19 protein-coding genes are annotated in these 25,837 nt (G+C 44.8%); 12 read left to right on the top strand and 7 right to left on the bottom strand.

Annotated elements, in window-relative coordinates; translation table 11 throughout:
- Positions 1-10 precede the first annotated feature (10 nt).
- The 9 genes from G5B43_RS18455 (at position 11) to G5B43_RS18415 (ending at position 10,651) form a co-directional block, all read left to right on the top strand.
- On the top strand, positions 11-1,180 hold the full coding sequence (locus G5B43_RS18455; RefSeq protein ID WP_165296284.1) for a polysaccharide pyruvyl transferase family protein: 1,170 nt from the start codon (positions 11-13) through the stop codon (positions 1,178-1,180).
- A complete protein-coding gene (locus G5B43_RS18450; protein ID WP_206367422.1) occupies positions 1,177-2,289 on the top strand; it encodes a glycosyltransferase family 4 protein in 1,113 nt (370 codons plus the stop codon). The genes G5B43_RS18455 and G5B43_RS18450 overlap by 4 nt, the downstream gene beginning before the upstream one ends.
- The gene (locus G5B43_RS18445; RefSeq protein WP_165296283.1) at positions 2,286-3,062 is read left to right on the top strand and encodes a WecB/TagA/CpsF family glycosyltransferase; all 777 of its coding nucleotides are present in this window, start codon (positions 2,286-2,288) and stop codon (positions 3,060-3,062) included. The genes G5B43_RS18450 and G5B43_RS18445 overlap by 4 nt, the downstream gene beginning before the upstream one ends.
- Positions 3,059-4,057, top strand: coding sequence for a mannose-1-phosphate guanylyltransferase (locus tag G5B43_RS18440; RefSeq protein ID WP_165296282.1), 999 nt, complete (start codon positions 3,059-3,061; stop codon positions 4,055-4,057). The genes G5B43_RS18445 and G5B43_RS18440 overlap by 4 nt, the downstream gene beginning before the upstream one ends.
- A 35-nt stretch (positions 4,058-4,092) precedes the next feature.
- The gene (locus G5B43_RS18435) at positions 4,093-5,652 is read left to right on the top strand and encodes a capsule assembly Wzi family protein (protein WP_165296281.1); all 1,560 of its coding nucleotides are present in this window, start codon (positions 4,093-4,095) and stop codon (positions 5,650-5,652) included.
- Between the two features lie 109 nt (positions 5,653-5,761).
- Positions 5,762-6,244 carry an adenylyltransferase/cytidyltransferase family protein gene (locus G5B43_RS18430; RefSeq protein WP_165296280.1) on the top strand — a complete coding sequence of 161 codons (483 nt, stop codon included), beginning with the start codon at positions 5,762-5,764 and terminating at the stop codon, positions 6,242-6,244.
- Positions 6,241-9,183, top strand: a complete 2,943-nt coding sequence (locus G5B43_RS19645; RefSeq protein WP_165296279.1) for a histidine kinase — start codon at positions 6,241-6,243, stop codon at positions 9,181-9,183. Before G5B43_RS18430 ends, G5B43_RS19645 begins: the two co-directional genes overlap by 4 nt.
- Positions 9,171-10,016 carry a hypothetical protein gene (locus G5B43_RS18420; protein ID WP_165296278.1) on the top strand — a complete coding sequence of 282 codons (846 nt, stop codon included), beginning with the start codon at positions 9,171-9,173 and terminating at the stop codon, positions 10,014-10,016. Before G5B43_RS19645 ends, G5B43_RS18420 begins: the two co-directional genes overlap by 13 nt.
- Positions 10,016-10,651: a response regulator gene (locus G5B43_RS18415; protein WP_165296277.1), complete on the top strand. Its 636-nt coding sequence runs from the start codon at positions 10,016-10,018 to the stop codon at positions 10,649-10,651. Before G5B43_RS18420 ends, G5B43_RS18415 begins: the two co-directional genes overlap by 1 nt.
- 7 nt (positions 10,652-10,658) lie before the next feature.
- Here the strand turns inward: G5B43_RS18415 and G5B43_RS18410 are convergent, their stop codons facing one another.
- Positions 10,659-11,309: a hypothetical protein gene (locus G5B43_RS18410; protein ID WP_165296276.1), complete on the bottom strand. Its 651-nt coding sequence runs from the start codon at positions 11,307-11,309 to the stop codon at positions 10,659-10,661.
- Between the two features lie 136 nt (positions 11,310-11,445).
- Here G5B43_RS18410 and G5B43_RS18405 point away from each other — a divergent pair, with 136 nt between their 5' ends.
- Entirely contained in the window at positions 11,446-12,255 is an 810-nt protein-coding gene (locus tag G5B43_RS18405) for a tyrosine-protein phosphatase (protein WP_165296275.1), read from the top strand.
- A 28-nt stretch (positions 12,256-12,283) separates the two neighbouring features.
- The gene (locus G5B43_RS18400; protein WP_165296274.1) at positions 12,284-12,706 is read left to right on the top strand and encodes a hypothetical protein; all 423 of its coding nucleotides are present in this window, start codon (positions 12,284-12,286) and stop codon (positions 12,704-12,706) included.
- A 52-nt stretch (positions 12,707-12,758) separates the two neighbouring features.
- Here G5B43_RS18400 and G5B43_RS18395 read toward each other — a convergent pair whose 3' ends face one another.
- From G5B43_RS18395 to G5B43_RS18370, 6 genes are all read right to left on the bottom strand, one after another.
- Positions 12,759-13,988: a DUF4374 domain-containing protein gene (locus tag G5B43_RS18395; protein ID WP_165296273.1), complete on the bottom strand. Its 1,230-nt coding sequence runs from the start codon at positions 13,986-13,988 to the stop codon at positions 12,759-12,761.
- 29 nt (positions 13,989-14,017) lie between these two features.
- Positions 14,018-16,192, bottom strand: coding sequence for a TonB-dependent receptor domain-containing protein (locus tag G5B43_RS18390; protein WP_165296272.1), 2,175 nt, complete (start codon positions 16,190-16,192; stop codon positions 14,018-14,020).
- Positions 16,193-16,361: 169 nt separating this feature from the next.
- Positions 16,362-17,993 carry a PepSY-associated TM helix domain-containing protein gene (locus tag G5B43_RS18385; RefSeq protein ID WP_165296271.1) on the bottom strand — a complete coding sequence of 544 codons (1,632 nt, stop codon included), beginning with the start codon at positions 17,991-17,993 and terminating at the stop codon, positions 16,362-16,364.
- A gap of 2 nt (positions 17,994-17,995) precedes the next feature.
- Entirely contained in the window at positions 17,996-18,277 is a 282-nt protein-coding gene (locus tag G5B43_RS18380; RefSeq protein WP_165296270.1) for a hypothetical protein, read from the bottom strand.
- A gap of 6 nt (positions 18,278-18,283) precedes the next feature.
- Positions 18,284-18,616: a hypothetical protein gene (locus tag G5B43_RS18375; protein WP_165296269.1), complete on the bottom strand. Its 333-nt coding sequence runs from the start codon at positions 18,614-18,616 to the stop codon at positions 18,284-18,286.
- Positions 18,617-18,678: 62 nt separating this feature from the next.
- Entirely contained in the window at positions 18,679-22,599 is a 3,921-nt protein-coding gene (locus G5B43_RS18370; protein ID WP_240904924.1) for a hybrid sensor histidine kinase/response regulator transcription factor, read from the bottom strand.
- Positions 22,600-22,791: 192 nt separating this feature from the next.
- Here G5B43_RS18370 and G5B43_RS18365 point away from each other — a divergent pair, with 192 nt between their 5' ends.
- Positions 22,792-25,836, top strand: coding sequence for a SusC/RagA family TonB-linked outer membrane protein (locus G5B43_RS18365; protein WP_165296267.1), 3,045 nt, complete (start codon positions 22,792-22,794; stop codon positions 25,834-25,836).
- Position 25,837: the final 1 nt, after the last annotated feature.

The raw sequence follows: 25,837 nt of genomic DNA, 5'->3' as shown, positions 1-25,837 counted from the left end.
AGATATATCAATGGAAAAGAAAATAGGATGTGTAATAGCCTATAACGAGGGACACAACAATTACGGGACAGCGCTGGTTGGATATTCGTTAGTTAAGAAAATAAGTAATCTAGGGTACGATTGCGAGATAATTAATTACAAGAAAAAATTATCTATTAAACAGAAAATAGAGTTTGTGATTAATGCGATTCGGGTAGGTGAAGCTAAAGAGATCTACAATAGATTTACTGCCAAAAAGATTGAACAAAAGTACCCGCATTATGCTAAAGGCATTGCCGAGCGGACAAAAGCCGTCAACGAATATAAGTCAAAAAAATTGATTCCGCTTTTTCGCGAACATATCGGATACCAAAATTTGAACGAAGGTTCCAAAAAATATAAAGCTGTTGTAGTCGGTAGTGACCAAGTTTGGACCCCAATGAGTTTGCCAAATAAATTTTATAATCTGCTCTTTGTCGATGATAATATACCAAAAATAGCTTATGCTGCTAGTTTCGGTGTTTCAGAGATACCCGCCTTTCAACGCAAAGCGACGGGAAAATACCTAGATCGTTTTTCGTCTCTTGGAGTCCGTGAGCAACAAGGAAAGATCATTGTTGATACATTATCCAACAAGGTTGCTAAAGTAGTCGCTGATCCGACACTGTTGTTGTCGCGCGAAGAATGGGAAACAGAGATAGCCGATGCTCGGCCTAACGAGAAAGATCCCTATATTTTTTGCTACTTCTTAGGTGATAACCAAGAATCTCGACGCGCCGTCAATTCGTTAAAACAAAAAACAGGCTACAAAATAATAACAATTCGCCATATGGACGAATATGTGGCAGAAGATGAGTCTTTCGGGGATGAAGCGCCATATTTCGTGGATCCTAACGACTTCGTGAAGTATATCAGTAACGCAACGTATGTTTGTACAGATTCATTTCATTGTACTATATTTTCCATTATTTTCCACCGTCAGTTTATGACTTTTTACCGATTTGCAAATGCGAGTAAAACATCCCGTAACTCACGGATTGATAGTCTTTTCGACGTTTTAAAGATTGAAAGGGAGCGTATATTTAATGGCGATATATGTAGCGTGATAGATAATAAGATTGACTATGACACAGTCGATATCAAATTGAATGAAATAAGGAATGATTCCCTAAACTTCTTGTCTAATGCATTGCGGGTTTGAAGTACTTTAACGAATTGGACATGACGGATCAGTTTATTATACCTAAGAAAATTGCAAATAAGATACTAATGATAGGCGTGTCGAAATCCACCTATGGCGGAATGACCGCTGTATTGGTTTCGTACGCAAAATATTTTGAGAAAAACCGTTTCATACCTACGTGGAGATTGGGCAATAAATTCGTAAAGGCATTTTATGCCTTCCAAGCGGTGATGCGTTGTTTTCTCTTGTTATTAGTCGATCAACGCATCAAGATACTGCATATTCACGGCGCTGCAAATGCTTCCTTCTATCGAAAGAGAATTTTCATAAAAATGGGAAAGTTTTTTAGAAAAAAAGTCATTATGCACCAACATGCTGCTGACTTTAAGGAATTCTTTGAAAACAGCCACGATAAACCGAATATTGTCCGTACACTTAATTTGTGTGATACGTTGATTGTCTTATCTCAATCGTGGGAAAAATATTTTGCGAGCATTGGCGTGAGTGAAGCTAACATCCGTGTGCTAAATAACATGGTCACGCCTCCCACAGGATCACCCGAGCAGCGATCCGATGATAAATTACATTTACTGTTTCTTGGAGAAATAAGTAACCGGAAGGGAATTTATGATTTACTAACGATGCTGAAAGATAATAAAGAGCTCTTCCAGAACAAACTTCTTTTACGTATTGGTGGAAATGCAGTCGATGGCGATATCCACACGTTTATCAATGAAAATGGATTGTCTCGATTCGTCAAATATGAGGGTTGGGTTTCAGGAGAAAAGAAAGCGGATTGCTTCGCATGGGCAGATGTCTATATTCTTCCCTCTTACAACGAAGGGTTGCCTGTTGCTATCCTGGAAGCCATGAGTTATGCGCGACCTGTTATTTCCACAAATGTTGGTGGCATTCCTGAAATTGTATATTCTTATGAAAACGGGATTTTGATAGAAGCAGGTAATTTGAAACAGATAAAAGAAGCCGTCCAATTTTTTATTGATCATCCCGCTTTACTACCTGAATACGGGAAAAAATGTTTTGAAACGGTACGTCCATTTTTTCCTGAGAGCGTATGCAAACAATTAACGTCTATTTACGAGGATTTGCTAGAAGATAAAACATGAAAGACGAAAAAATAGCTTACAAAATATCCTTGTTTAATATTCATTTAAACAACATCAAACAGGACGATTTATTACGCCAACTTACTGATGGGATCTTTATTACCCCGAATGTGGATCATATTATCAAACTCCAAAAAGACAGGTTATTTTATGATATCTATCAAAACGTAGATTGGATCGTATGTGATAGCAAGATCGTACAATTAGGATTAACGTTTCTTGGAAAGCCAGTAAAGGAAGTGATCCCAGGTTCTTCTTTTTTTTCGGCTTATTATCAACATCATAAAGATAATGACCAAATACGAATATTTCTGCTAGGTGCTGCAGAAGGGATAGCGCGAAAAGCACAAGAAGAAATTAACAAAAAAGTCGGACGCAATATGGTGGTTGCTTCACATTCTCCCAGTTTTGGCTTTGAAAATGATGAACAAGAATGCGAAGAAATTTTGAGTTTAATCAATACCTCTGACGCAACCGTCTTAGTCGTAGGAGTTGGTGCTCCTAAGCAAGAAAAATGGATTTATAAGTATAAAGACAGGCTTTCAAATATCAAGTTGTTTATGGCACTGGGCGCCACAATTGACTTTGAAGCCGGGACATTAAAACGTGCTCCGGTCTGGATGCAAAAAATGTCATTAGAGTGGGCTTATCGGTTGTTTAAAGAGCCTAAACGTCTTTGGAAACGCTATATGATCGATGATTTACCCTTCCTCGGTCTCATATTAAAAGAAAAGTTGAAGATTTATAGAAACCCTTTCGAAGAAAAAAAATGAGCAGCATTATACACGTACTTTTATCAGGAGGCGTAGGAAGCCGGTTGTGGCCCTTATCGCGTAAGAGCAATCCAAAACAATACCTAAATCTTTTTAAAGAAGGCTCACTCTTTGGCATGACGGTACAACGGAACAAGGTACTCTGCGATCACGTAATGGTCGTTGGTAACCGCGATAATTACCAGCTAAGTAGAGAGGTACTAGATAGCCAAGGTATAGTTTATACGGATATCATAGAATCTATACCTCGCAACACAGCTGCGGCGATTGCGTTCGCAGCATTTGCAGCAAACCCGGACGACATTTTGGTGGTTACTCCCTCCGATCACGTCATCGTTGGAGAACAAGCCTACCAAGAAGCGATAGAAACCGGTATAAAAAAAGCAAAAGACGGCTATATTGTAACCTTCGGTGTCCAACCCACAAGACCAGAGACCGGATATGGTTATATCGAATATGAAGATGAGCGTGTGCTGTCCTTCCGTGAAAAACCAAATCAAGATACAGCCGAGGATTTTATCGAACGCGGTAACTTTCTTTGGAACTCCGGCATGTTCTGTTTTCGTGCCGATACGCTATTACATGAACTACAAGCGTTCGAACCGAAAGTATACGCCGCAGCACTTGCTGCATGGGAACAGCAAAAGGGCGGTAAGCTGGACGAAGCACTGTCTAAAAAGATTCCATCCATCAGTATTGATTATGCCGTCATGGAGCGCTCGAAGAAAATTCGTGTTGTAGCGACACAATTCGAGTGGTCTGATCTCGGATCATTTGAAGCATTATATGATTACCTATTGTCTACCGGTTACGCCGTGGATGAGCAAGGCAATATGGTCATTGGATTAGACCTCTATACGGCCTTTGTCGGCTTAAAAAATACGATTGTCGTATATACAGATGACGCACTGCTATTTGTACAAAAGGAGAAATCACAGGATGTGAAGAAGATTTATAATACATTGGATAAGCATCAGTCGAAACTAATTGACTAAAAATCGGCGATGCATTCCGCATTAACCTGACCGCTATGAAAAGATTAAACATTCTTTTTTTGAGCCTTACATTTTACTGTGGTATTTTGCTTTTAAGTACAAAGGTAAAAGCGCAGACAGACACGACCCGACAATATGTAGATGTCAGCCTACTTGCCGGTTATACCAGCAATGACATAGTGCCGTTTTGGATGCGTTCGAATCAGTTTGGTTCTATTCCACTAGACGGTGCTTCCGGAGGTTTGCTGGTGCGAGCCGCGAAAAACTATGCGATACAAGGTGAGTGGACAGATCGGCAAGATAAATCGACGTCATCTTGGGACTGGGGCTATGGATTGGAAGTACGAACCAATATAGGGCATAAAGCAGAAATTCAGCTGATCGATGCGCATGTAAAAGCTCGTTATGCTATGTTCGAAGCCAAGTTAGGGCGGACCAAGGATGTAATGGGCCTAAACGGAGATACGTTGTTAAGCTCGGGAAATTTCGCGGTGTCGGGGAATGCATTGGGTATACCGATGCTCGATATACGTATACCGGAATATTACCGCTTACCATGGTGGGATGGCCTGTTCTCGTTTAAAGGAAATTTTGCCAATGGTTTGATGGGGGAAATACCCATCGCGGCGAATCAGTTTTTGGTGCCTACCGATAAATATGCGCATCCTACACTCCTTCACCAAAAATCCTTATATGGGCGTATCGGCAAACCCCATTGGCGGCTGAACCTGTATGGAGGAATTAATCATCAGGCGCAGTGGGGCAGTGAAAAGAAAGTATATGGAGACAGTTATACGCTGAATAATGTCGAAACATTATGGTATGTATTTTGGGGAAAAGCTTATGGTGGCGGCAACATACCCATCCCTCGATCAAAACTAGGGAATCAGTTAGGCTCTATTGATTTAGGTCTTTCCTATGATTGGGATCAAATACAGCTCTTGGCTTACCGGCAGAATGTTTATGAGGTCGGTGCTATATCCAAGTTAGCGAATATAGCGGATGGGCTTAATGGCATTACCTTAAAGAATAAGCAATATAATACGACTGATAAAAACTGGGATTGGCAGAAGTTGCTATTCGAATTTTTCTATTCAAAAGATCAGGCCGGGTATCCTTGGTCAAAGCCTACTGCATCTGGTGACGAGGACTATTATAACAATTATTACTATACAGAAGGCTGGTCGTATAAAGCGCAAGGTATGGGGACACCTCTTATCGTACCGGAACACACGGTTAAAGAGGGGCAAGCCAATGACCCTGCGGACTATTTTATTAGCAATCGAGTTGTTGCCGGACATATAGGTGCCTGCGGACGTTTGCGTCATTGGAATTTGCAGACAAAATTAACGTATGCGCGACACTACGGAACTTTTGCTACGAGCATATATGGTAAATCAACAGGAGAAATCCGGTATGAACCATACAAAGACACCTTTACGCCAGTCTCGCAGTTTTCTGGATTTGTCCAGGCCGAGCGAGAATTACGAAATAACTTTTTTCTGGGTGTACGCCTCGCTGTAGATCAAGGACAACTACTCGATAACAGTGTCGGCGGACAAGTCTCATTGCGGAAGTTCTTTGGAAAAAAGTAAAAATATTATCGCATATCTTTCAAAACGATGCGCAACCTGGAGGGTTTAACAACGCAAATGAGCTTGCGAAATCACTGGAATATTCACAGACAACAAAACAACAACAACTATGAAAAACAAACCAACAAAAAAAAGAGAAGACTACAACCCCGGGCCACGTGTCGGGATTACCTTTTCAACATTCGATTTGTTGCACGCAGGGCATATCATGATGCTTGCAGAAGCGAAGCGCCAATGCGATTACCTGATCTGCGGTTTGCAGATGGACCCAACATTAGATCGGCCGGAGAAAAACGCGCCCACCCAAACAGTCGTAGAGCGTTATATCCAACTGCGCGGTTGTCACTATGTCGACGAAATTGTGCCTTATTCGACCGAGCAAGACCTGGAAGATATCTTACGCTCCTTTAAACTCGATGTGCGTATTGTGGGCGATGAGTATGCCAACAAAGATTTTACCGGCCGTAAATATTGTGAAGAAAAAGGGATTGAATTATATTTCAACAGTCGGGATCACCGGTTTTCCAGTTCAGGGCTACGCAAGATCGTGTACGATAAGGAGAACGAAAAAAACGGAAAGAAGTTGGGGTGAAATACAAACACATCATCATATCCCTCTACCTCCTGCTTTGGGGCATAACAGTAGCATACGCCAAACTGCCCTATCGGCATGTGCAGGTTCTTAAGGGGGTAGACGATCACCATGTCATGTTTACCGTGGCGGAGAAGGATCCTTTTGGGTTGATATGGCTGGTATCCGGCGGGGAGCTATACCGTTACGATGGGGTGCATGTCGTTCCCTTCGCCAAATTGTATGCAGAAAAGCTGCCATTCGATGAAGTACAGACCTTGGCGATTGACCCTTGGGGCCGTATTTGGCTAAATACCAGAAACGGGATGTTGATCTTTGATTTAACAACTTGGCGTTTTTGTTTCAATGAACATTTTGCAGAAGGGCTAACGGAAAAAAAAGCCATCGCGTTCTGCCAAACCGAAACTGATTTTTTTGTGGCGACCGAGAATGGTCGGGTCTGGCAGATTGATCAATATGGAAAGACATTGTTGTTTTCCTTTATGGCGGACAAGCGCAGGGGTAGGCTAACCGTAGGCAACCTGTTTACCGCAGATAATGATGGTGTTTGGTTAGCTGCAGGCGGTAATCTGTACGGTTATAACCGCCACCAAAAGAAGCGTCAAGTGGCTCTTATTCCTGCGGAGATCGACGACTGTATAGAAGATTTGCTGCCACTGAAGGGCGGTGTGCTGATCCGAAATTACAGAGATGGATATTATATCTATGATGGGACCTTCCGACTGACTTCCATCCGGAGTGAACAGGAAAATGATTTTACAAACTGGAACCATTGGGGCTTTGCTGAAGGAAATCGGGTAATGCTATTTAACAACCATGGTCAATATATGGAACTCGCAAGAGACACTACGCTCACCGTCTTGAAAAAGGGTTACCATCGCTTGGCAGAACATGTATTATATAAGCGGCTGAACGCATGGAGACAGTTTGGGGACGAATGGTTGTTAGCGACCGATCAGGGTTTGTATGCTGTCTTCCCTTCGTCTTTTTCTTTTGATTATGTCGAATATGGAACGGCAAGGGGCATGTTTCGACAGCAAAACTGTTATTATTTTGGAGGATATGGCTTTCTCCATCGGATGCCCCAACAGGGGAGTGTTTCAACCTATAAAAAAGCACCCGAGAAAAACTATTATGCGACCTACATACAAGATATGGATACCACCTATATCGCTTTGGAAAGTGGTTTTCTGGCACGCATGGGGCATGGTGAAATGACTTTTTTAAAACCGATTATTTCACCGCAATATGCACATAAATACTCCGATTTGGCTTACTGCCTGTCACCATACAAAGAAACTACCCTGCTGGTCGGTACATCGAATGGAATTTGGCAATATGATACAAAGACGAACCAAGTTGCGCCTTTGTTAGATGCCACCGGTGCCTTTTTCACTGATGGGAAACGAATTCTCTCTATCCGTTATCGTGGCAGACAGCTAACGTACTCTACCGAAGATGGATATTATGCATTTGATGGACTCCGCTATGAAAAGCGTTATCCAGAAGGGAAAGAACAGTTAATGATCTATGATCATCTTATAGATGATGAAAAAGAGTATCTCGCCACGAAGGGGCGGGGCATGGTCGTGCTAACGGACTCGGGGAGTCGTATCATAGATGTGCAACAGGGATTGGGCAGCAACACGGTCTATCAGCTGTTTGCGTTCAAGGGTAGCATATTTGCCGGAACGCACCGCGGGCTATCACTCGTACACGATACCCGTATATTTAATTACCGAACCAATGATGGGTTGCCCTTCGAAGAATTTAACCATCAGGCGATCTTTTACGATACCGCGGTGCGACAATTGTTTATGGGCGGAATAGGCGGTTATATCTTCTTCGATCCGCAGGAGATATTACAGACAGCTCAACAGCAAAATGTGATGCCGGAGCCACGTATCGCGTCGTTGCGCATCGGTTTGAAAGGAAACAGGTATGCGGATTACTATGCGGCAGATGCCTTGCGCGACACCATCATGTTGTCCGAAGACGCACTGACTTTCAATATGGATTTTGCCCGTCCCGACGACTATCGGCATAGCTATCACGTGTCCTATAAAATAGACCCGCTGATGGACGGATTCCAGCCGATGGCTTCGTCGGGCCAGATAACATTGGTGGGATTGCGTCCTGGAGCATATAAGGTACATGTGCGTACCTGGTCCACGAATGGCGGCTTTGAAAAAACCTGGACATGGTTGCTGATCAAAAAGCCGGCATTTTTTGAAACGCAGGGTTTCTATGCGTTGGTACTGCTGAGTATAGCCGGACTCGTGATCTTTATTATCCTGCAGCGTTCCAAAAGAATAAAAGATGAGAAGGCTTTGCGTAAGCAGATTTCCCGGGATCTTCACGACGAAGTGGGAGGTCTTTTAACCGGCATATCCATGCAGGCGGATCTGCTGTCGATGGATGTGGTACAAGATAAACAGGCGAGCGCCGCGTCGATCGGAAACTACAGTCGGGAGGCCGTACAAACAATGGATGACATCATTTGGGCGATCGACGTGCGCAATAATTATCGAGGCAGTCTACAGGAGCGCATGGAGTACCTGGCATCGCAGATGTTGGACCCGAAGGGTATCCAGGTACTTTTTGACAGCGATGCCAAAACGGATCGAGAAATCCCACAAATTGTGCGGCAGAACACCTATCTCTTATTTAAAGAAATTTTGCATAATATCGTTAAGCATGCACAGCCCCAATGGGTCTCGGTTACCATACGTGTCGATCGGAAAGAACTGCTGATGGAGGTCCGTAATAATGGTGCAAACCAGCCTTTGTCAGAAAGTACACGTAGAAAAGGCCAGGGAACGCGCAATATGGAGACCAGAGCGCGACAAATGAATGCCACGATACTTGTTACACAAGATAACGACCTATATACGGTGCAGTTAAAGGTAAATTTACGCAATCCACTATGGAGAATATGACAGATTTTATAGCGGAATACGGTGCCCGGCGGGAGGAGTGGCAAACCTGGGGTATGTTTTTTGCCTTGCTGGGACTGTTTCTATCCGCCATGGCCATTATTGGGTTTTTCTATTTTACCGTCCGTTTCAAGGACCGGCGCGTTCTTTTGATCACCCTGCTTGCTATGGCGTCTTTCTGGCATGCATTTACCTACGCACTCATTTTCACGGGCTTTATTCGGGCGGTTCCGGAATGGTATAACAAGGGCATTGGCCTGTATTACCTCATCGCGCCTTGTGCATATTTTTTTACGTTGTTCTCGCTCTTCCCACGACTCAAATGGCCGCGATATGCGTGGTTGCACCTGTTGCCGTTTGTCTTTGGTATAATGGACGCCATCCCTTATGCGATGGCTTCTATAGAAGAGAAAACGGCACTGCTCGAACAGATCGTACACAATATGAAAATGGGTGTACAGCATGAATATGGTTATATTGATCAGCAATGGCATTATATCGCTAAGTTTTCCATGGCCTTTATCTACGTTATAGCACAGTGGCGGTTGGTTTACCTGCACGATATGGAATTCTCGTCCGTTTCGTTTGCTGTCCGGCGAAATGTCGTGTATTTTAGTCTGGTGTATTCGGGACAGCTCTTGCTGCAAGGAGGGATGGTCGTGAGTCTATTGTCCAATTCGATGCAGAGCAGCTTCCTGATGCAGAATATGGATCAATTGACGACAATTAGCTTCCTTTACCTGATACTCAGCTGTTGGCTGCTTCAGCATATGTTCCGGCTGGGTATGCGCGTTGATGAAACAAGCGCTATGGTGTACGAAAAAATGAATGCATAATGAAAAAAATCAAATATCGTTTAGCTATCGTGGAAGACCGCGAGCCGGTTTTAAACACGTTGAAACTTTTTTTTGCATCGAGTGCGTCTTTTGACTTAAGCATTTCCGCCCGTTCGTTTGAAGAGTTCACCGACACGTGGAAGAACGAGGCACTGGATGTCGTGTTGAGCGATATCGGCCTGCCCGGTAAATCGGGTATCGAAACGACCTGGTATATCAAAAGACGTATGCCGGAAGTTCAAGTGGTGATGTTTACCGTCTTCGAAAACAGGGACGCTGTTTTTCAGGCCCTTCGCGCCGGTGCCTCGGGCTATCTTCTGAAAAGTACACCATTGCCGCAGATGGAGGAGCGTTTGCTGGAAGTACTCGCCGGAGGATCCGTGATGAGCCCGCAGGTAGCTCGGTTAGTTTTCGATCACTTTAACCCAGTGGTTGGAAAAAGCCAGTATGAAAAGACAGCGCAGCTGACGCCGCGCGAAATCGAGATAATGACCATGTTACAGCGAGGAGCTTCGTATAAAGAGGTTGCAGCGCAATTGTTTGTCAGTGTAGATACGGTAAAATACCATATCCGGAATATTTATCAGAAACTGCAGGTGACGAGCCGTGCTGAACTGATTTTGAAATATAAGTAACCCCCGCTTAATCCGTGGAGCGGTTTTGAGAGTAGCTAGCCGTCACACCAAGCGAAGGATCGCTGGTTAGCTGCACGACCGTGGCACCGGACCGGTCCGTAAAATAGGAGATGTTGTTGCTCGTACCAATCAATTCATACCGTTCGGCATAAAAAATGGTACTCTCTTCTATTTTGGAAAAGTTCCATAGCAGATCAACCTTCGCCAACAGGTTATCCTCTAAAATATAACGTGCCCCCCAAGTGTAGGTGGATGGTTGGGTATAAAACAAGGTTTGCGGTGTCTCGTCGGCAAGCTGCCTCATCTCAAAATTCTTGATATCCGGTTTCCTTTTCCCAAATTGCAGAAAAGGCTCAGCCACACCCGTAATCGTGGGCTCTACGACGATGTGTGCAGTAAAGGTCTTTCCTTGGCTTTTTCCGGTAATGGTGGTTTCACCGATGTGGCATGCTTTGAAGGTCCCATCGCTTCCTATTTTGCCCACAAACTCATCGCTCGACGTCCATTCCACGATAACAGCGTTCTTGATGGCAAAGAGAAATTCCTCCTGATAACGCAGGGTGACCTCTGTTTGGTTGATGGATAGCGGTGGATCGCTCTTTCCGCATCCGATACAGATAGTGAGGGCAATGAACATGATCCATAATTGATTCTTCATAGTAGTACTTTAATTTTAGCACAAAAAAAGATAATCGCCCCGTTTTATTTCCCACCCATGTGGGTAGTTTGCGCAAAACCGCCCATTTGGGTGGGAAAGCGGTAGGGTGGTTTGCCTATGTTTGCAGCATCTACTTATGAAGAACATTTTTATGCTATCTATCTTTAGCCGCAAACGAAAATACAACGACCTCAGTTGGTTGCAGGTCGACGTACACAACCACTTATTACCGCGCGTGGACGATGGTAGCGCGTCGGTATCGCAGAGTTTGGACTTGCTGGCTGCACTAACCGATCAAGGGATAAAGCAGTTTATAGCCACGCCTCATGTTTGGGATGGCATTTATCCCAATAATAAGGAAAGTATACAGCGAGCTTGGGAGGAGTTGCATCAACATGCCGATCTTCCAAGAAACAGACTCCGCTATGCCGCCGAGTATATGGTGAGCGAACAGCTGCTAAAAGACCTTGACAATCCGCTTGTACCGCTACTCTGTCTAGCAGGGGGCTATGTTTTGATCGAGATGCCACTTATGAATGAAAGTCCGCTTATCAAGGATGTTATCCAAAAATTAACCGGGCGCGGTATAACACCCATATTAGCCCACCCCGAACGTTATATATACTATCAACATTCACCCAGTATGCTGAAGGTGTTTAAGGACATGGGATGTTTGATCCAGGTCAACTTGCTTTCGTGTTACGGCTATTATGGCCCAAGGGAAAAAAATGTAGTGAAATATCTGGCGCGTAAAAATATGGTAGACCTCGTCGGAACAAATGTACATGATGTGCGGCATATGAAGGCCATTGAGCATTATGTCAGGAAAGAGGATGTATCCGGTGTCTTTCGGGAGAAGCTTCGGAATGCGGAATTTCTTCTCGATTTGGGTATGGAAGTGCGTCCAGGCGAAATATTGAAAGGTAAATATGGAAGTCATGTATAGAGACTCCCAAAAACGTATATTAACCTATATGAAAACGTCGCTTGTTTTGATGGATGTCATATGCTCAAATATGGCATTTATCGCGGCGTTCTTATTTTCTAGATTGTATTGGGCTACTAGTATGCAAGAAGCGGTGTTGTCAGATGTTTATTCGGTATGGGTGCTGTTCAATCTCGTTGCGCTTGTTGCAGCATTGCATTTACGCTTATATGCCAATAGTACCATCGAGCGGCTAGAAAACGTATTGCGCGCCACATGGAAATCCGTTATAACGTTCTTACCTGTATTTATCGGATGTACGCTGATAGAACATCGATTTTACGGAGTAGGATACTTTTTGGGTGCTTTGGTAGGCCTGGTCATCGCCTACGTGGTATTATCCCGTTTCCTTTTTGCTTATGTATATACGGCTTTGTCACGTAGACACGCTACGGCATTCCATAAAAAATAAGAGAACGGGCCATGTCAGCCCGTTCTTTACATCTAATATAGTCAGAAGATTATTAATCCAGACGGCTGATCGCTGTGATCGTTCCGCCTTCCACCTTCAGCCCTTGGGTAGCCGTCGCCGTTTCCGCATGGATATTGTATACGTAGCTGATGCCGCTTTTTAGCGTGACACCGATGGCCGCAGTTCTTCCGTCTAGTGGGCTATAATTATTGGTGGTCACATTTGCAATGTCTCCAACTTCCGGAAAGCCCGTTACAAATTCTACCGACTTCGATTCGAAATCGATGATACCGATGTGTGCACCCACACTATAAACGCCCTTTTCTGCTTTCGTTGTGAAATGGCCAACCGCTTTGCCATTCCCGATATAAGTCCAGTTGGTGATATTGTGACCGCCCGTTGCCGCTTCCAGATCAAAGTAGTAATCATCGAACGCCGTTGTGCCCGCTTTGATACGCGTAATAGCCGACGGTTTGCTGGAGTTGAAAACATTATCCTTGCCGTTGTTGATCGCCGTAGCCGGAGAGAAAGCGTAGACATCGCCATTTTCCACTTTCGCCAGCCCATCTACGAAATAACGCCCGATATAGCTGGTACGATCATCCTTGATGACTTTTTCCAATTGCATTTCAGGATAAGAGTATACCGCTATCCAAGCATTATCGGGATAATCGGTACCCCACCCCGCCTCCTCTGTGGCTTTAATGCTGAAAAAAGGCGCAAATACCTTATTTCCCACCTGTTTTATCCACGAGAAATGGGCGATCTCGCTATTTCCGGTGAGTTCCTCGTGCGTGTTGATCTTCCCGCTTCGCACGATGTTGAGCGCATCGGTATCTACGCTGTACCATTGTGATTCCGGAGTCGTCAAGTTACGCGCAACTTTCACCAGCAGGATATCGTTGTCGACAGGAGCGAAAGCGTGGACCGTTTCTGTTTGGAAATTGGTTACCTTGTTAAGTAGTCCGTCTTGCAAATTGTAGGCAGTCACGGCGCCCGGGTTCCCCTGCCCATAAAGCATGCTATAAAATCTATTGTTGTGTGTTAAATAGTACCGATAGGTTCCATCTTGCTCGGTTCCGTTGCCTTCCGTACTTATCGTTCCGCTTTCCAGCGAAGGAGCATTGATTAGGTAATCGGCTACCCCGGTCTGCGCAACCGGCGTAACGGCGAGTACGAAATTACCTCTGGTCCGTCTGTCGATGTCTTCATCTTTGTCACATGAGCTGAAGCCAAGTGCTAACACACCGAGCGCTAACGCTACATTTTTTATTGCTTTCATTGTATTTAAATTATGATATAAACGAATGGTTATTGATTGCTTAAGAAATACCGGAATTTGATGTAGAAACCACGACTTGGTTTCTGTAGACTAAAATTGTCGTATAGCAAGGCATCTGTCAAGTTTTTGCACTCCAGCGCGATATTGTATCGTCCGTTTTGCATGGTATACGTGATATTCGCATCGTGTGCCAACTGCTGCGGTACAAACTTTTTATCGCCGCCCCGGCTCGGCCAATAGAGATAGAATTGTTGGACATACAGCAGGTTGTAACCTACACTGAGCCGATTTCCCTTTCCACCAAAATCTTTGAGAAAAAACGAAGCATCGGCATTTCCGAAAGCATAAGGGAGGTTGGGCATACGGTCTTGATAAACCGGGCTGATGCTGGTGTAGCCAGGCTCATACTTTTGTTGGTTCCGGACATTTTGATACGTGAAGTTGGCCCCCGCAATAAGAAGATCACGAAATGAATAACGCACCTCAACATCACCGCCGATGTTGGAGACGCCATCCAGGTTGGCCGGCACGTACTTCGACTGGTTGTTATTCAGAATCCGATAAATATAATCGGTAGAATAGCGGTAGATCGCGCTTCCCGAAAACGAAAAATGGTGCGCATCGTGGAGCGAGACGAAATAAGATAATCCGAGATTAGCATTATGGCTCGACTCGGGTCTTAAACGGTAATTACCCTCTAGATTCTCCACATCCCCATATAACTCATCACTTTCGGGCAGACGTATACTTTTTTCATACGATCCTTTTAATTGCAATTTGGGGTTCAAAAAGTAACTAGCCGCCGTTCCATAACCGAAGTAATTGTGACTTTTCCGAGCTTCCTGATAAAACTCCTGTTTGGTTGCAGGATCTGTTCCCAAGGTATCCGTGATGGCCGTTTGATGATAGAACTTACCAAAAACAGAAATATTCCATCTATCCGCAATATCATATATATACCCCACCCCCAAGATGTTCTTGTTCGTTTTCTTGGGTACATTATAGCGTGCTTGATTGGGATTCAATTCGTTTTCCCCTTTGCGGTCGAACGTGTTGAATACGTTGTTTAGGGTTACCTGTTGATTGTCGTTTATACGATAATTCACAGTCGCCGTAGCCAGACCGTTGTTGTTGCGGTAACGATAAAGCCCCCCATCGCGTTCACCGCCCCCACGGCCGGTCTCGGTAGGTTCACCTATCCAGTAATAGCGCAGCGCAACGGTATCAATACTCTTTTCTTCGCCAAAGTTATAATTGGCGTTGAGGGTGACATCCAACCCTTCCAACAGCAGGTCTTTTTTCTGATAGGCCAGTGATGGCATCAGCAGGTTACCCCTGCGGTGCCAAGCCCCAAACACCGAAGCCATACGTGCGCCTGTCTGCATCTCCTTATAATTCTGGCCCACGGTCATACCCAATAGAAGCCTGTCGGCATACGGTTTGTTGACCACGCCTACTTTTGCAACGAGTGTTTCGTTATGGTACTGGTCATGGAAACGTCTCAAACGCTGATTACGAAAGTACTGACCAGAAGCATCCGAAGCTTCGTCCAAGGTTACCCAATAATTGTTATCCGAATAATTCTGGAAGGCACTTAACTGTAACGTAAAGCCGTTCTTGTTCGTCATCCCTGCGTTAATAGCCGTCCGATGGGTGTTGAACGAGCCATAGGAATAGGATACATCTACATAATTACCCCTACTGCGGGATGAAACAATATTCACTGCACCGCCCAGCGCATCCGAGCCCAGCCAGATCGGCACCACGCCTTTATAAACCTCTACCCGGTCGGCAAAGTTGATGGGAATATTATTGATCTGAAAGGAGGTACCCATGTTATCGATCGGTACACCATCGAGAAAAAAGCGGACGTGGTTACCCGAAAAACCGTTTAAAGAGAAATTGATATTGGAACCTACGCCACCAGTCTCCCGAACACGCACACCGGACACTCGGTCCAGCGCATGGGAAAGATCGAGCGTCGTATTGTGTAGGGATTTTGCGTCCAGCGCCGTCACATTATACGCTTGCCGGTTTATTTCTTGTACCTGCGTACGGCCATGCACCACCACACTGTCAATCAGATGCTGGTCCTGTGGTTTGTCGGAATCGCTCGTGTCGCGCCGCACCGCCTGTGCTTTCAGAGAACCCACAGAAATCACCATAGCCCATAGCACGGCTGTATAAATTTTATTATATTGCATTACTTTAGTTTGACGATTAAAGTTCGGTAGACTCGTCTACCGTATGGAGGTCTGGCGGCAACCAGACCTCTTTTTGTTTTATATTTTTCCTATAGATTATTTAGATTAAATATAAACAACGAGACAAAGGTAAAACTTGAACTGATAATTCCAAAACGAAATTGCTTTTTTAACGATTGCCAATTTTCTGTTTGGTGCCATCCCGCCGAATCTTCACAAACGCAATTAGCGCCACAGCTGCAATGACAATCCACAATAGATCAAAAAACAAAATATCGGTTTCGCCGGCAACAAAGGTTTTCCAAATCCAGTTGCCGCCATACAGCCCATTCACGATCGGAATACAAAGACCCAATATAGCCCCCAATAGGAGGGTCTCCTTATTAGTTGCACGAAGATTGCGACGGATGATGTAAAAAACCGACAAGGCCAGCCAGCTATAGAAATACACGGAATAGATAAAATCTTGATTCACTTCAGGAGAAACCTTGACTGCGATAAAAGTCAGTGCCGTTACGGGAAGCATGGTCAGGCAGATCGCCAGGAATACATTGCTTGCCCAAAAGTTGAATATACGTTTGCGCTTCGGTACATTCTTTTTATCCCGGGCCACCAACCAAATTAGAATGCCGGAGATGATGACGATACAACCCATGATACCCAATATAAAGAAGGTAATCTTTACCGGGTAGCCGCCGAAGTCTCCAAAATGCAGATGGTAAATAATACTGGACACTTTATCTTTATAAGAAGATGCCGTATGCGGATCCTTCTCATAGATCAACGCCTTATCGTGAATGCGGTAGATGGCTTTTCCCTCACCGGAAAAATTAAGCTTTGGGTTGGGCTTGGCATGGACGATAAGGTGCATGCTTTCATCCCCATAGTTTTTGATAAAGATACGGCTAAACTCGGCACCCTCCCACTTTTGCTCCAGTTCGGTGAGATACGATTGCATGCTGAAATCCTGATCAATAGGCTTGTACAGGTAATCGTATGTTGTACCGTCCGAGAAACCTAAATCCTGATAGAGTTCTTCCTGTTTGCCGTCGTATAGATAGTTGCTCAGCGGCTTCACGAGTACCCAATTGACGATCAGGATAATGCCGGTCAAGGCAAAAATAAACTGGAAGGGGAAGCCGATGACGCCTAACGCCGTATGCATATCGGTCCATACCGTTTTCCATTTGCTCCAGGGACGGAATATAAAGAAATTGGATACTATTTTATCCCAATGCAGCAGTAACCCGGTGATTAATGCGAAGAGAAACAAAAAAGAAACTAATCCAGCAAGAGTGTAACCAAACGGCATACCGATACGGATGGGAACCTGATTCAACTGGGCTAGAAAATGTAATCGGTATAAAAATTCACCCATGTCATAGCTTTCTGTGTAGGTACTCGCTTTTGCCTGATGGAAATCATAATAAAAGAAAGCATTATCTCCACCACCTCTGCGGCCGCGTCTTTTTCCTTCCGGGCCAGCCTGCTGTGGCTTACTAACGGTGGTATCCTTTGATACGCCCATGTTCACGGAAGCCCCGAGCGAATGGGGTTGTAGGTAGAAGGTAATGTCCCTCCCTTGTAAATTATGCGTTTGCCGGAGCGAATCCAATAAGAAATCAAAGTCTTTCCCAACTTCCTTATTCGCTTCGTACGAAACGCCATGTTGCCAAGCGCGTATCTCATGCTTGAAAAAAGAGAAGGAGCCGGCAAAAAAGATTACATACAGAAGGGCACAGATAATGATTCCGCTGATCGTATGCGTATTAAAATAGATATTGTAGTTACGTATGTTCATGTTTAGGCGTGTAGAAAATAGAATAGGAGATAAAAGACGGCTGCTAATGCCGGATAAAGTACCCATATCTGCCAACCATTCTTAACGAGAAAAGCGTACAGTAGCAGCACAGCCCATAGGACATACCCGGACAAATACGCGGTAATGACAATATCCTTGTCAGCGAATATACAAGTCAGCATCAGGTGGAAACTGACCATGACCACATAGCCACCCGCGAAGCCACCAGTGATTTTTAAGAAACGTTGGAAAGGACTACTTAAATATTTTTTATTTGCAGGCATGAGGAACTAAAAAATAAAGATTTCGACAAGAATAGATACCACAAACAGGGCTAGAAGATGCGTCCAGCGGATATACCGTAAAGGATTAATCAGTATAATAACACAAAGCGCTGTCATTATATATCCCCCAAAAGCAAAAGTTCCTGAGCCAAAACCTTGATCGATAATAATAATGACCCAGGCCGATACAAAAAGCCCTGCTGCGATGACCCTAGCGTTTCCGGCCGGCTGTGCGAGCCGAAGCAACGTCGGTGGAACGTGGCCCAGCCTCGCTTTTTTAGAGGTAATGTAAAGCAGGTAACAACCAAAAAAGAGCACTAAAAACAATAAACTATACATTTACTATTTAGATTTGATTTAAATAAATGCAAATATAATTGTTTTTAATAAATTAGCAATAGTCACTTATTTTTTAATGAGGCAACATATTCAGAAGGTGCCATCCCAAACTGTTTCGCAAAACTCCTGGCAAATTGCGCCGACGAGCTAAAGCCTGTTACCGATGCAATTTTCATAATTTTAAAATGACCGTCGGCGAGTAGCGAAGCCGCGTGTTTTAATCGGGTAATGTTGATCAGTTCGTGCGGAGACAGGTTTGAAATAGCTTTTGTTTTCCGGTAAAGCGTAGATCTGCTCATATGCATGATATCAGCTAAAAAATCGACATCCAATGTCGTGTTGGACATGTTCTTCACAATGGTGTCATTGATTTTTTCTAAGAAAGCTTCATCCGCTTTCGTGTAGGCCATACTTTTTATATGCGCCAGCGGAGACTGTGCATAATGATTTTTAATTTTATCCCTTACCGTCAGCAGATTAACGATCTGCGTCAGCAGGTGGTTGGGCGAATACGGTTTTTCAATATAGGCGTCAGCACCAACCTCCAACCCTTCAATTCTCGCCTGCAAACTATTTTTTGCCGTTAAAAGCACCACCGGAATATGCGCATGATCGACGTTCATCTTGACCGACTTACATAATTCAAACCCGTCCATCCCCGCCATCATCACATCGCTGACGATCAACTGCACACTGACTTCTTCCAGCAGATCCAAAGCAGCCTGTCCATTGTCGGCCGTATAGACAACAAAGTCCCTCTTGAGGATATGACTGGTGAAGTTTCGTACTTCCGCATCGTCTTCAACAATTAAAATTACGGGGAGTTCGTGCTCGGTTAGATCCAGATCGATTTCCGGAACTTCCAACTCCTCCGCTGATGAAATGTGACGATCAAGCGTATAACGATGCTCCTGGTACTTGGGCAATGAAAGCTCAAAACAGGTCTGACCAGCGGCATTCGTTTCCCAGGTCAACGACCCTTTATGCAATTCGGTCAACGATTTTGCCAGAGAGAGGCCTATTCCGGATCCAGATTTTGATTTAGCACTTTCTAAGCGGAAAAAAGGTTCAAATATTTTCTCGCGGTATTTATACGGTATGGGCTCACCGTCGTTCGTCACGACAATCTTAAAACGCTCAACGTCTATCGAAGTTCGGATACTAACCTTAGATGAAGCGTATTTCAAGGCATTATCCACCAGGTTGCTCACTATTTTGGTCAGCGCTTCCGCATCTGCGTACACCAACAGAGGAGTTTCTCCCAACTCGACATTCATTACGATTGCCTTTTCATCAACCGCTGGCTGAAAACGGATGCATATCTCGTTAATGAGTGCATGAACATCCAACCGGACGAAGCTGAGATTAAAGTCCTTCTGCTCGGTTTTTCTAAAATCCATCAATTGACGGGAAAGCTCCAAAAGCCTGTCCGTGTTCCTTTTCATGATCATCAAGTTTCCGCGGAGTGGCGAATCATCCGCACATGTATGTAGCACATCTTCCAGCGGTCCGTTAATCAACGTCAACGGTGTCCTAATTTCATGTGTTACCTGTGTGAAGAAATTAATCTTTGTGCGATATAGCTCCTTTTCTTTTTGAATTTCCCAGCGCTCCATTTTTTCCTGATGCTTGCGCAGCACCCTTCTATGGTAGTTCCGGGTAATAATCAAACCTATACCCGTAACCAGGATGCCGTACACAAATAGCGCAGGGGTACTTGCCCAAAACGGCGGCGATATAGTGATCTCCAATTGCGTAACCGGTGCATCCAGCACATCATCACTATTAGATGCCTTTACCTTGAAAATATACTTGCCGGGCGAAAGATCCGTAAAATAAACCCTTCTATTGGTTTTGAGGTGGGTCCAATGGTCATCGATGCCCTCCATCATGTAGGCGTACTGAATCATATCTGGGGCGGTAAACCCCAATGCCGCAAAATCAATACTAAAGTTTGCCTGGTTGTGGTTTAGCTGGATGGAGCCCCTCTCATCTACACCAACCTCCTCGTTGTTTATCTGAAACCCGGTGATATAAACCTTAGATATGGCGCGGTTTTCACGGAAAGTCTCCGGTAAGAAACTGATCATCCCTTTCAAACTCCCAAAATACATTTTCCCGTCGTGATCCTTAAAAGCGGAACCATAGTTAAACTGATTGCTAAGTAAGCCATTGGACTTGCTATACGTGCGAACCTTACCGGATTCTGGATGAAACGCCACCAAACCCTGCGCGGTACTGATCCATAAATTTTTTTGACTGTCTTCCAATATCTTGTAAAAGCTATTCGTAGGAAAATTATCTTTCATCGTATAACGCTTAAAAACGTTTGATCCCCGGCGCTTTACACATAAGCCATTTTCCGTCGTCACCCATAAGTCACGGTTACTATCGATAAACAGGCCGTTGATTTCGTTACTACTTAAGCTGTTGCTGTCGCGCGCATCAAACAAGTAACTGCCAGATCGGTTTGTTTTGCTGTTAAAGAAATACAAACCATCCCTAAGCGTTCCGGCCCAGATGGTGCCATCCTCGTCCTCTATCAACGCCGAATAATGTTTATTGCCGGGTACCTGGTTTACCAAGATAAAATCATCCGTATCATCCTTATATTTGTACAAACCTACAGCCGTGCCAACAAGCAATCCGTTGCCATCTGTCGCTAACAGGCTTTCTATAAAATTACTTTTCAATTCATTAGCCGCCGGTCCGGCCCTGTACTTTTTTACCACCCTGGACGTTCCGATATCCAACACATCCAGCCCGTGTTCAAACGTGCCGATCCAAAGCTTGTTTTTATACAGGGCAAGTCCATGAATGTTGGAATGCGAGATGCCGTTCTTCTCGACCGTAAGATTTTCAAACACATTCGTTTGTGGATTAAATTTATTCAGCCCAGCGTCCTCTGTACCGATCCAGAAATTTCCGTTGTTGTCTTTCACGATCTCGCGTACAGCGTCCCCTTGGATACTATTCTCGCCAACTTTTGGGTAAAAAGTATCAAAGGCGGTGTACGGCTGTGGGTAATAACTCAGCCCTCCAAAATAGGTGCCACACCAGATACCCCCTTCTTTATCCTGTGTTAAGGTATAAACCGCGTTATCCGAGAGTGAATAGTTATCGTTGGTTCTGTTTGTCAGACGAGTATGGTGTTGATTTTTAATATTATATACGAATACACCCGACTCCGTCGCAATCCAATACTCCGCTATACCCGTCTTTAAAAAGTCCCGTGCAAATAAAAGCGATCTATCCGGGTTTTTGATCGGTATATCGGTTGATCGGTACGTCTTTAAATTGAACAATTTAATTCCTTGGCTTGCTGTTGCTACCCACAATTGGCCATCGCCCGTATCCTCAATCTTTTCGATCCATTTTGTTAGTATCCCGCCCGAACCATTAAAAACGTCGAAACTCTCGAATTTTCCCGTCTTGTCATTATATCGCTGCAGGTACCCGCGCGCAGTCGACACCCAGACGGCATTATCTTTGGTGATTACCACCGACGTTATTTCACCATGATCGCCATAGTCAAATGTCACCAACTGCTGTCGTTTGGGGTTATAGCGCTGCAAAACGTTGCCTCCAACAAACCAGATTTCGCCGTTTTGGTCGCGTTGCAGGCTGGAAATATCGCTGTCTTTTGTTTCAGGTAAACAAACGAATGTGTCTTTGGAAGGATCGTAACTGTAGAGCCCCTTAAGCGTCCCTACCCACAGAAAGCCGTTCTCGTCTTCTAATAGTGAATGGATAAAATTATGCCCCAAGCTGCCCGCTTGTTCAGGATCATGACGATACACCTTAAATTGATAACCATCAAATCTATTCAGGCCGTTTTTTGTACCAAACCACATAAAACCATGTCTGTCCTGCAAACTGCAGATGACCGTATTGTGCGACAATCCGTTCTCGACCTGGTAATGTCGAAAGTTATACGACTGGGCGAATAACGATAAATTAACGATCAAGAAGACGCAAAGCATACATACGGTTTTAAACATTCGTTGGTAGTAGATCATCATCGATGGAATTTGAAGCAAAATATACAAAAGCTTAAAAATATGCTACAGGGGCGCCAAAAATAAGTATAATTGATACGTATTGCATACATTTTGAATCAATATGCGTCTCGATAATGGCGTACTTAGCAGCTACCAATTTTAAATTTATTGTATATGAGCAAGATGATAACGCAGCGATGTGAAACAAACATCCGCAGAAAAAAGTTGACCAACAAAACCAAAGGCCGAATGCTGACGCTGGCTTTCGTCTTTATTTTATGTACCTGTGTTTTTGCTGTCCACGCGCAGATAACAGGATCTGTCAGGGATAAAGACGGACCGCTAAAAGGTGTGGCTGTCACGCTAAAAGGAAGCAACATTGCTACACAAAGCGACGCCGCCGGCCATTTTCGTATGGCTACAGATCAAGTGAACGGATCTGTTTTGGTTTTTTCGCATATCGGATACGTTACCCAAGAGGTCCTCATATCCGGTTTGCAGCCCGTCGAGGTTATCCTGGAAGCGGCTCATACAGACCTCGATGAAGTTGTCGTGGTCGGTTACGGCACGCAGCGTAAACAAGACCTTACCGGCGCGGTGTCGGTTGTAAAAGCATCAGATGTACAAAAAAGACAAGCCACTACCGTAGCGGAATCCCTTCAGGGGCTGGCCACGGGCATTAGGGTACGGGGCGGAGGACAGCCTGGCTCGGAAGCCCAAATTCAAGTTCGGGGCATGAAAAATTTATCTGGAACGCCGCCCCTTTATGTGGTCGACGGTCTGATCACCACGGCCAACCGGGACTTCAATCCGAGCGACATCGAATCTATCCAAATCTTAAAAGATGCATCCGCCGCAGCCATCTATGGCTCACGAGCAGCCAATGGTGTCATTATTATCACCACCAAACAAGGTAAGAAAGGGCCGGCGCAAATCGATGTCTCGGCAAAGTCCACGCTACAAACTACTCCCCGGTACGACCTCGCAAGAACCGAAGAATTTGCTAGGCTAAACTACATGGCTTACGATAACGCCAATGTTCCCCGGCAAGATCTGGACATGACCGTAGATACAGACTGGCAGGATGCCGCTTTCCGCACCGGAAAAGTGCAAGATTATTCCCTAAGTTTCTCCGGTGGTGGCGATGATGGTCAGTATTTTATCTCCGGCGGCTATTTCGACAACAAAGGCGCGGTCATCAGCACGGGGTTTGACCGTTTTAACTTCCGGGTAAACACCGTCACAAAGAAAGGCATCTTTACCATTGGCGAAAACTTAGCCATCAGTAGCGCCAAAACCGACGAAATGTCGGGTAACCCGTATATTGATGTACTTCGTTTATTGCCGACGATTCCGGTGTACAATCCAGAAAACCCAGGTGGCTACGGTTATGGTGATGAACGCCGGGCGCGTACCTTCGGATCGAATCCAGTCGCTATTGCCGACCTAGAGGATAGAACCAACGCAAACCTTCGTATACGTGGAAACCTCTTTTCGGAACTGCAATTTCTACCCTTCTTAAAATACCGGTTTAATCTGGGATACGAAACCAGCCGGGATCACCACACCTTTTTAAGAAAAGCAGGAAGTTGGACATTAAACCAACCGCTGGATCCCTCCCGTTATCACGAAAATAGAGCAGAGTCCTCGACGATCTTAGTAGAAAACACCCTTTCTTTCGAAAAAGATATTAATCAACATCGGCTGAACATCCTCGCAGGGCAATCTTATCAACGGGATCGCTACGCACAAATGTGGGGCACCAAACGTAATATGTTGGAAAATCCGGCCGGCGGTTATTATACCGTGCTCGATCAAGGAAACGAGCCGCAAACCGGCGGTTTTGCGCGCAGAACGGACTTGATTTCTTATTTCGGTCGTTTTGAATACAATTACGCCGATAAATACCTGGTTAATGGTATTATCCGAACCGACGGCGTGTCCCGTTTCGGGAAAGACTACAAGTTCGGCACGTTTCCTTCGTTATCAGGTGCCTGGCGTATTAGTCAGGAAGATTTTTTTCAGGCTTCCTGGATTGATGATCTGAAGCTGCGGGCGAATTACGGTACCCTGGGTAGCAGCAATATCGGTCCCTATGACTATATCCCCATTATCAATACCTTTCCCACCATTGCGATGGGTCCGGGACAGGTCACCTTGCCGGGCGCGACACAGATTCAGCTAGCGAACCAAGATCTTCGTTGGGAGACCTTAACGCAACAGAACTATGGCTTTGATGCGATGTTTCTGAAAAACCGACTTAACGTGAGCGCGGAGTACTTTATTTCTAAAACCAAAGACGTGCTGATTCAATACCCATTGCTGATTTCCACCGGAAATGATGGCGGTAACCCGTACACCAACGGCGCAACCCTTGGAAACCGGGGTGTGGAATTGTCCGTCACCTACCAGGAGAATACGAAGCCGTTCCAATACAGTGTCACGGCGAACATCACCACGCTGCGAAATCGCGTAATCGATTTGGGGTATGGTCAAAACAGAACCTTCTCGGGCAATACGGTTACCGAGAAAGGCCAACCGCTCGGTATGTGGTTTGTGCTCGAAACAGACGGTATATTCCAGAGCATGGAGGAGATCAACAATTACCAAAATGCAGACGGCCGCGTCATTCAACCGAACGCACAGCCCGGCGATATCCGCTTCAAAGACCACAACGGCGATGGCACGATTACCAATGCCGATAAAGTTATCGTGGGCGATGCTTGGGCAGATTATGAAGTCGGTTTAAATATGAATGCTTCCTATAAGCAATTCTCTTTCAGTATGGATTGGTTTGGATCGGTAGGGGCAATGGTATTTAACGGTCCCAAAAGTGTAACCGATATGTTCTCCGACAACACAAACTACCGCGCCGGCATACAACCTTGGACGCCCGAAAATCCGAATACCGATGTGCCTCGTGCTTATTACGCGAGTACCATGAACTCCCGGGGTGATACCGACCGCTGGTTGGAAGATGGCAGCTTTGTCCGCTTAAAATATATCGGCATTTCCTATCGTCTTCCAAGCAGCCTGCTCGACAAAATATACTTTAGCGAAGCACAGGTGACCTTGTCGGGGCAAAACTTGCTCACGTTCACCAAATACAGCGGTCTTGATCCCGAATTCAACAACAACAGTGTTTTCCAAAAAGGGCACGACTTCGGGGTGTTCCCGAACTTGAAAACGGTGTCATTAGGTGTACAATTTAGATTTTAAA

The organism is Sphingobacterium sp. SGR-19, from assembly GCF_011043555.1.
In the GTDB taxonomy this organism is placed as follows: Bacteria; Bacteroidota; Bacteroidia; order Sphingobacteriales; family Sphingobacteriaceae; genus Sphingobacterium.
This window is presented reverse-complemented; position numbering and strand designations above follow the sequence as displayed.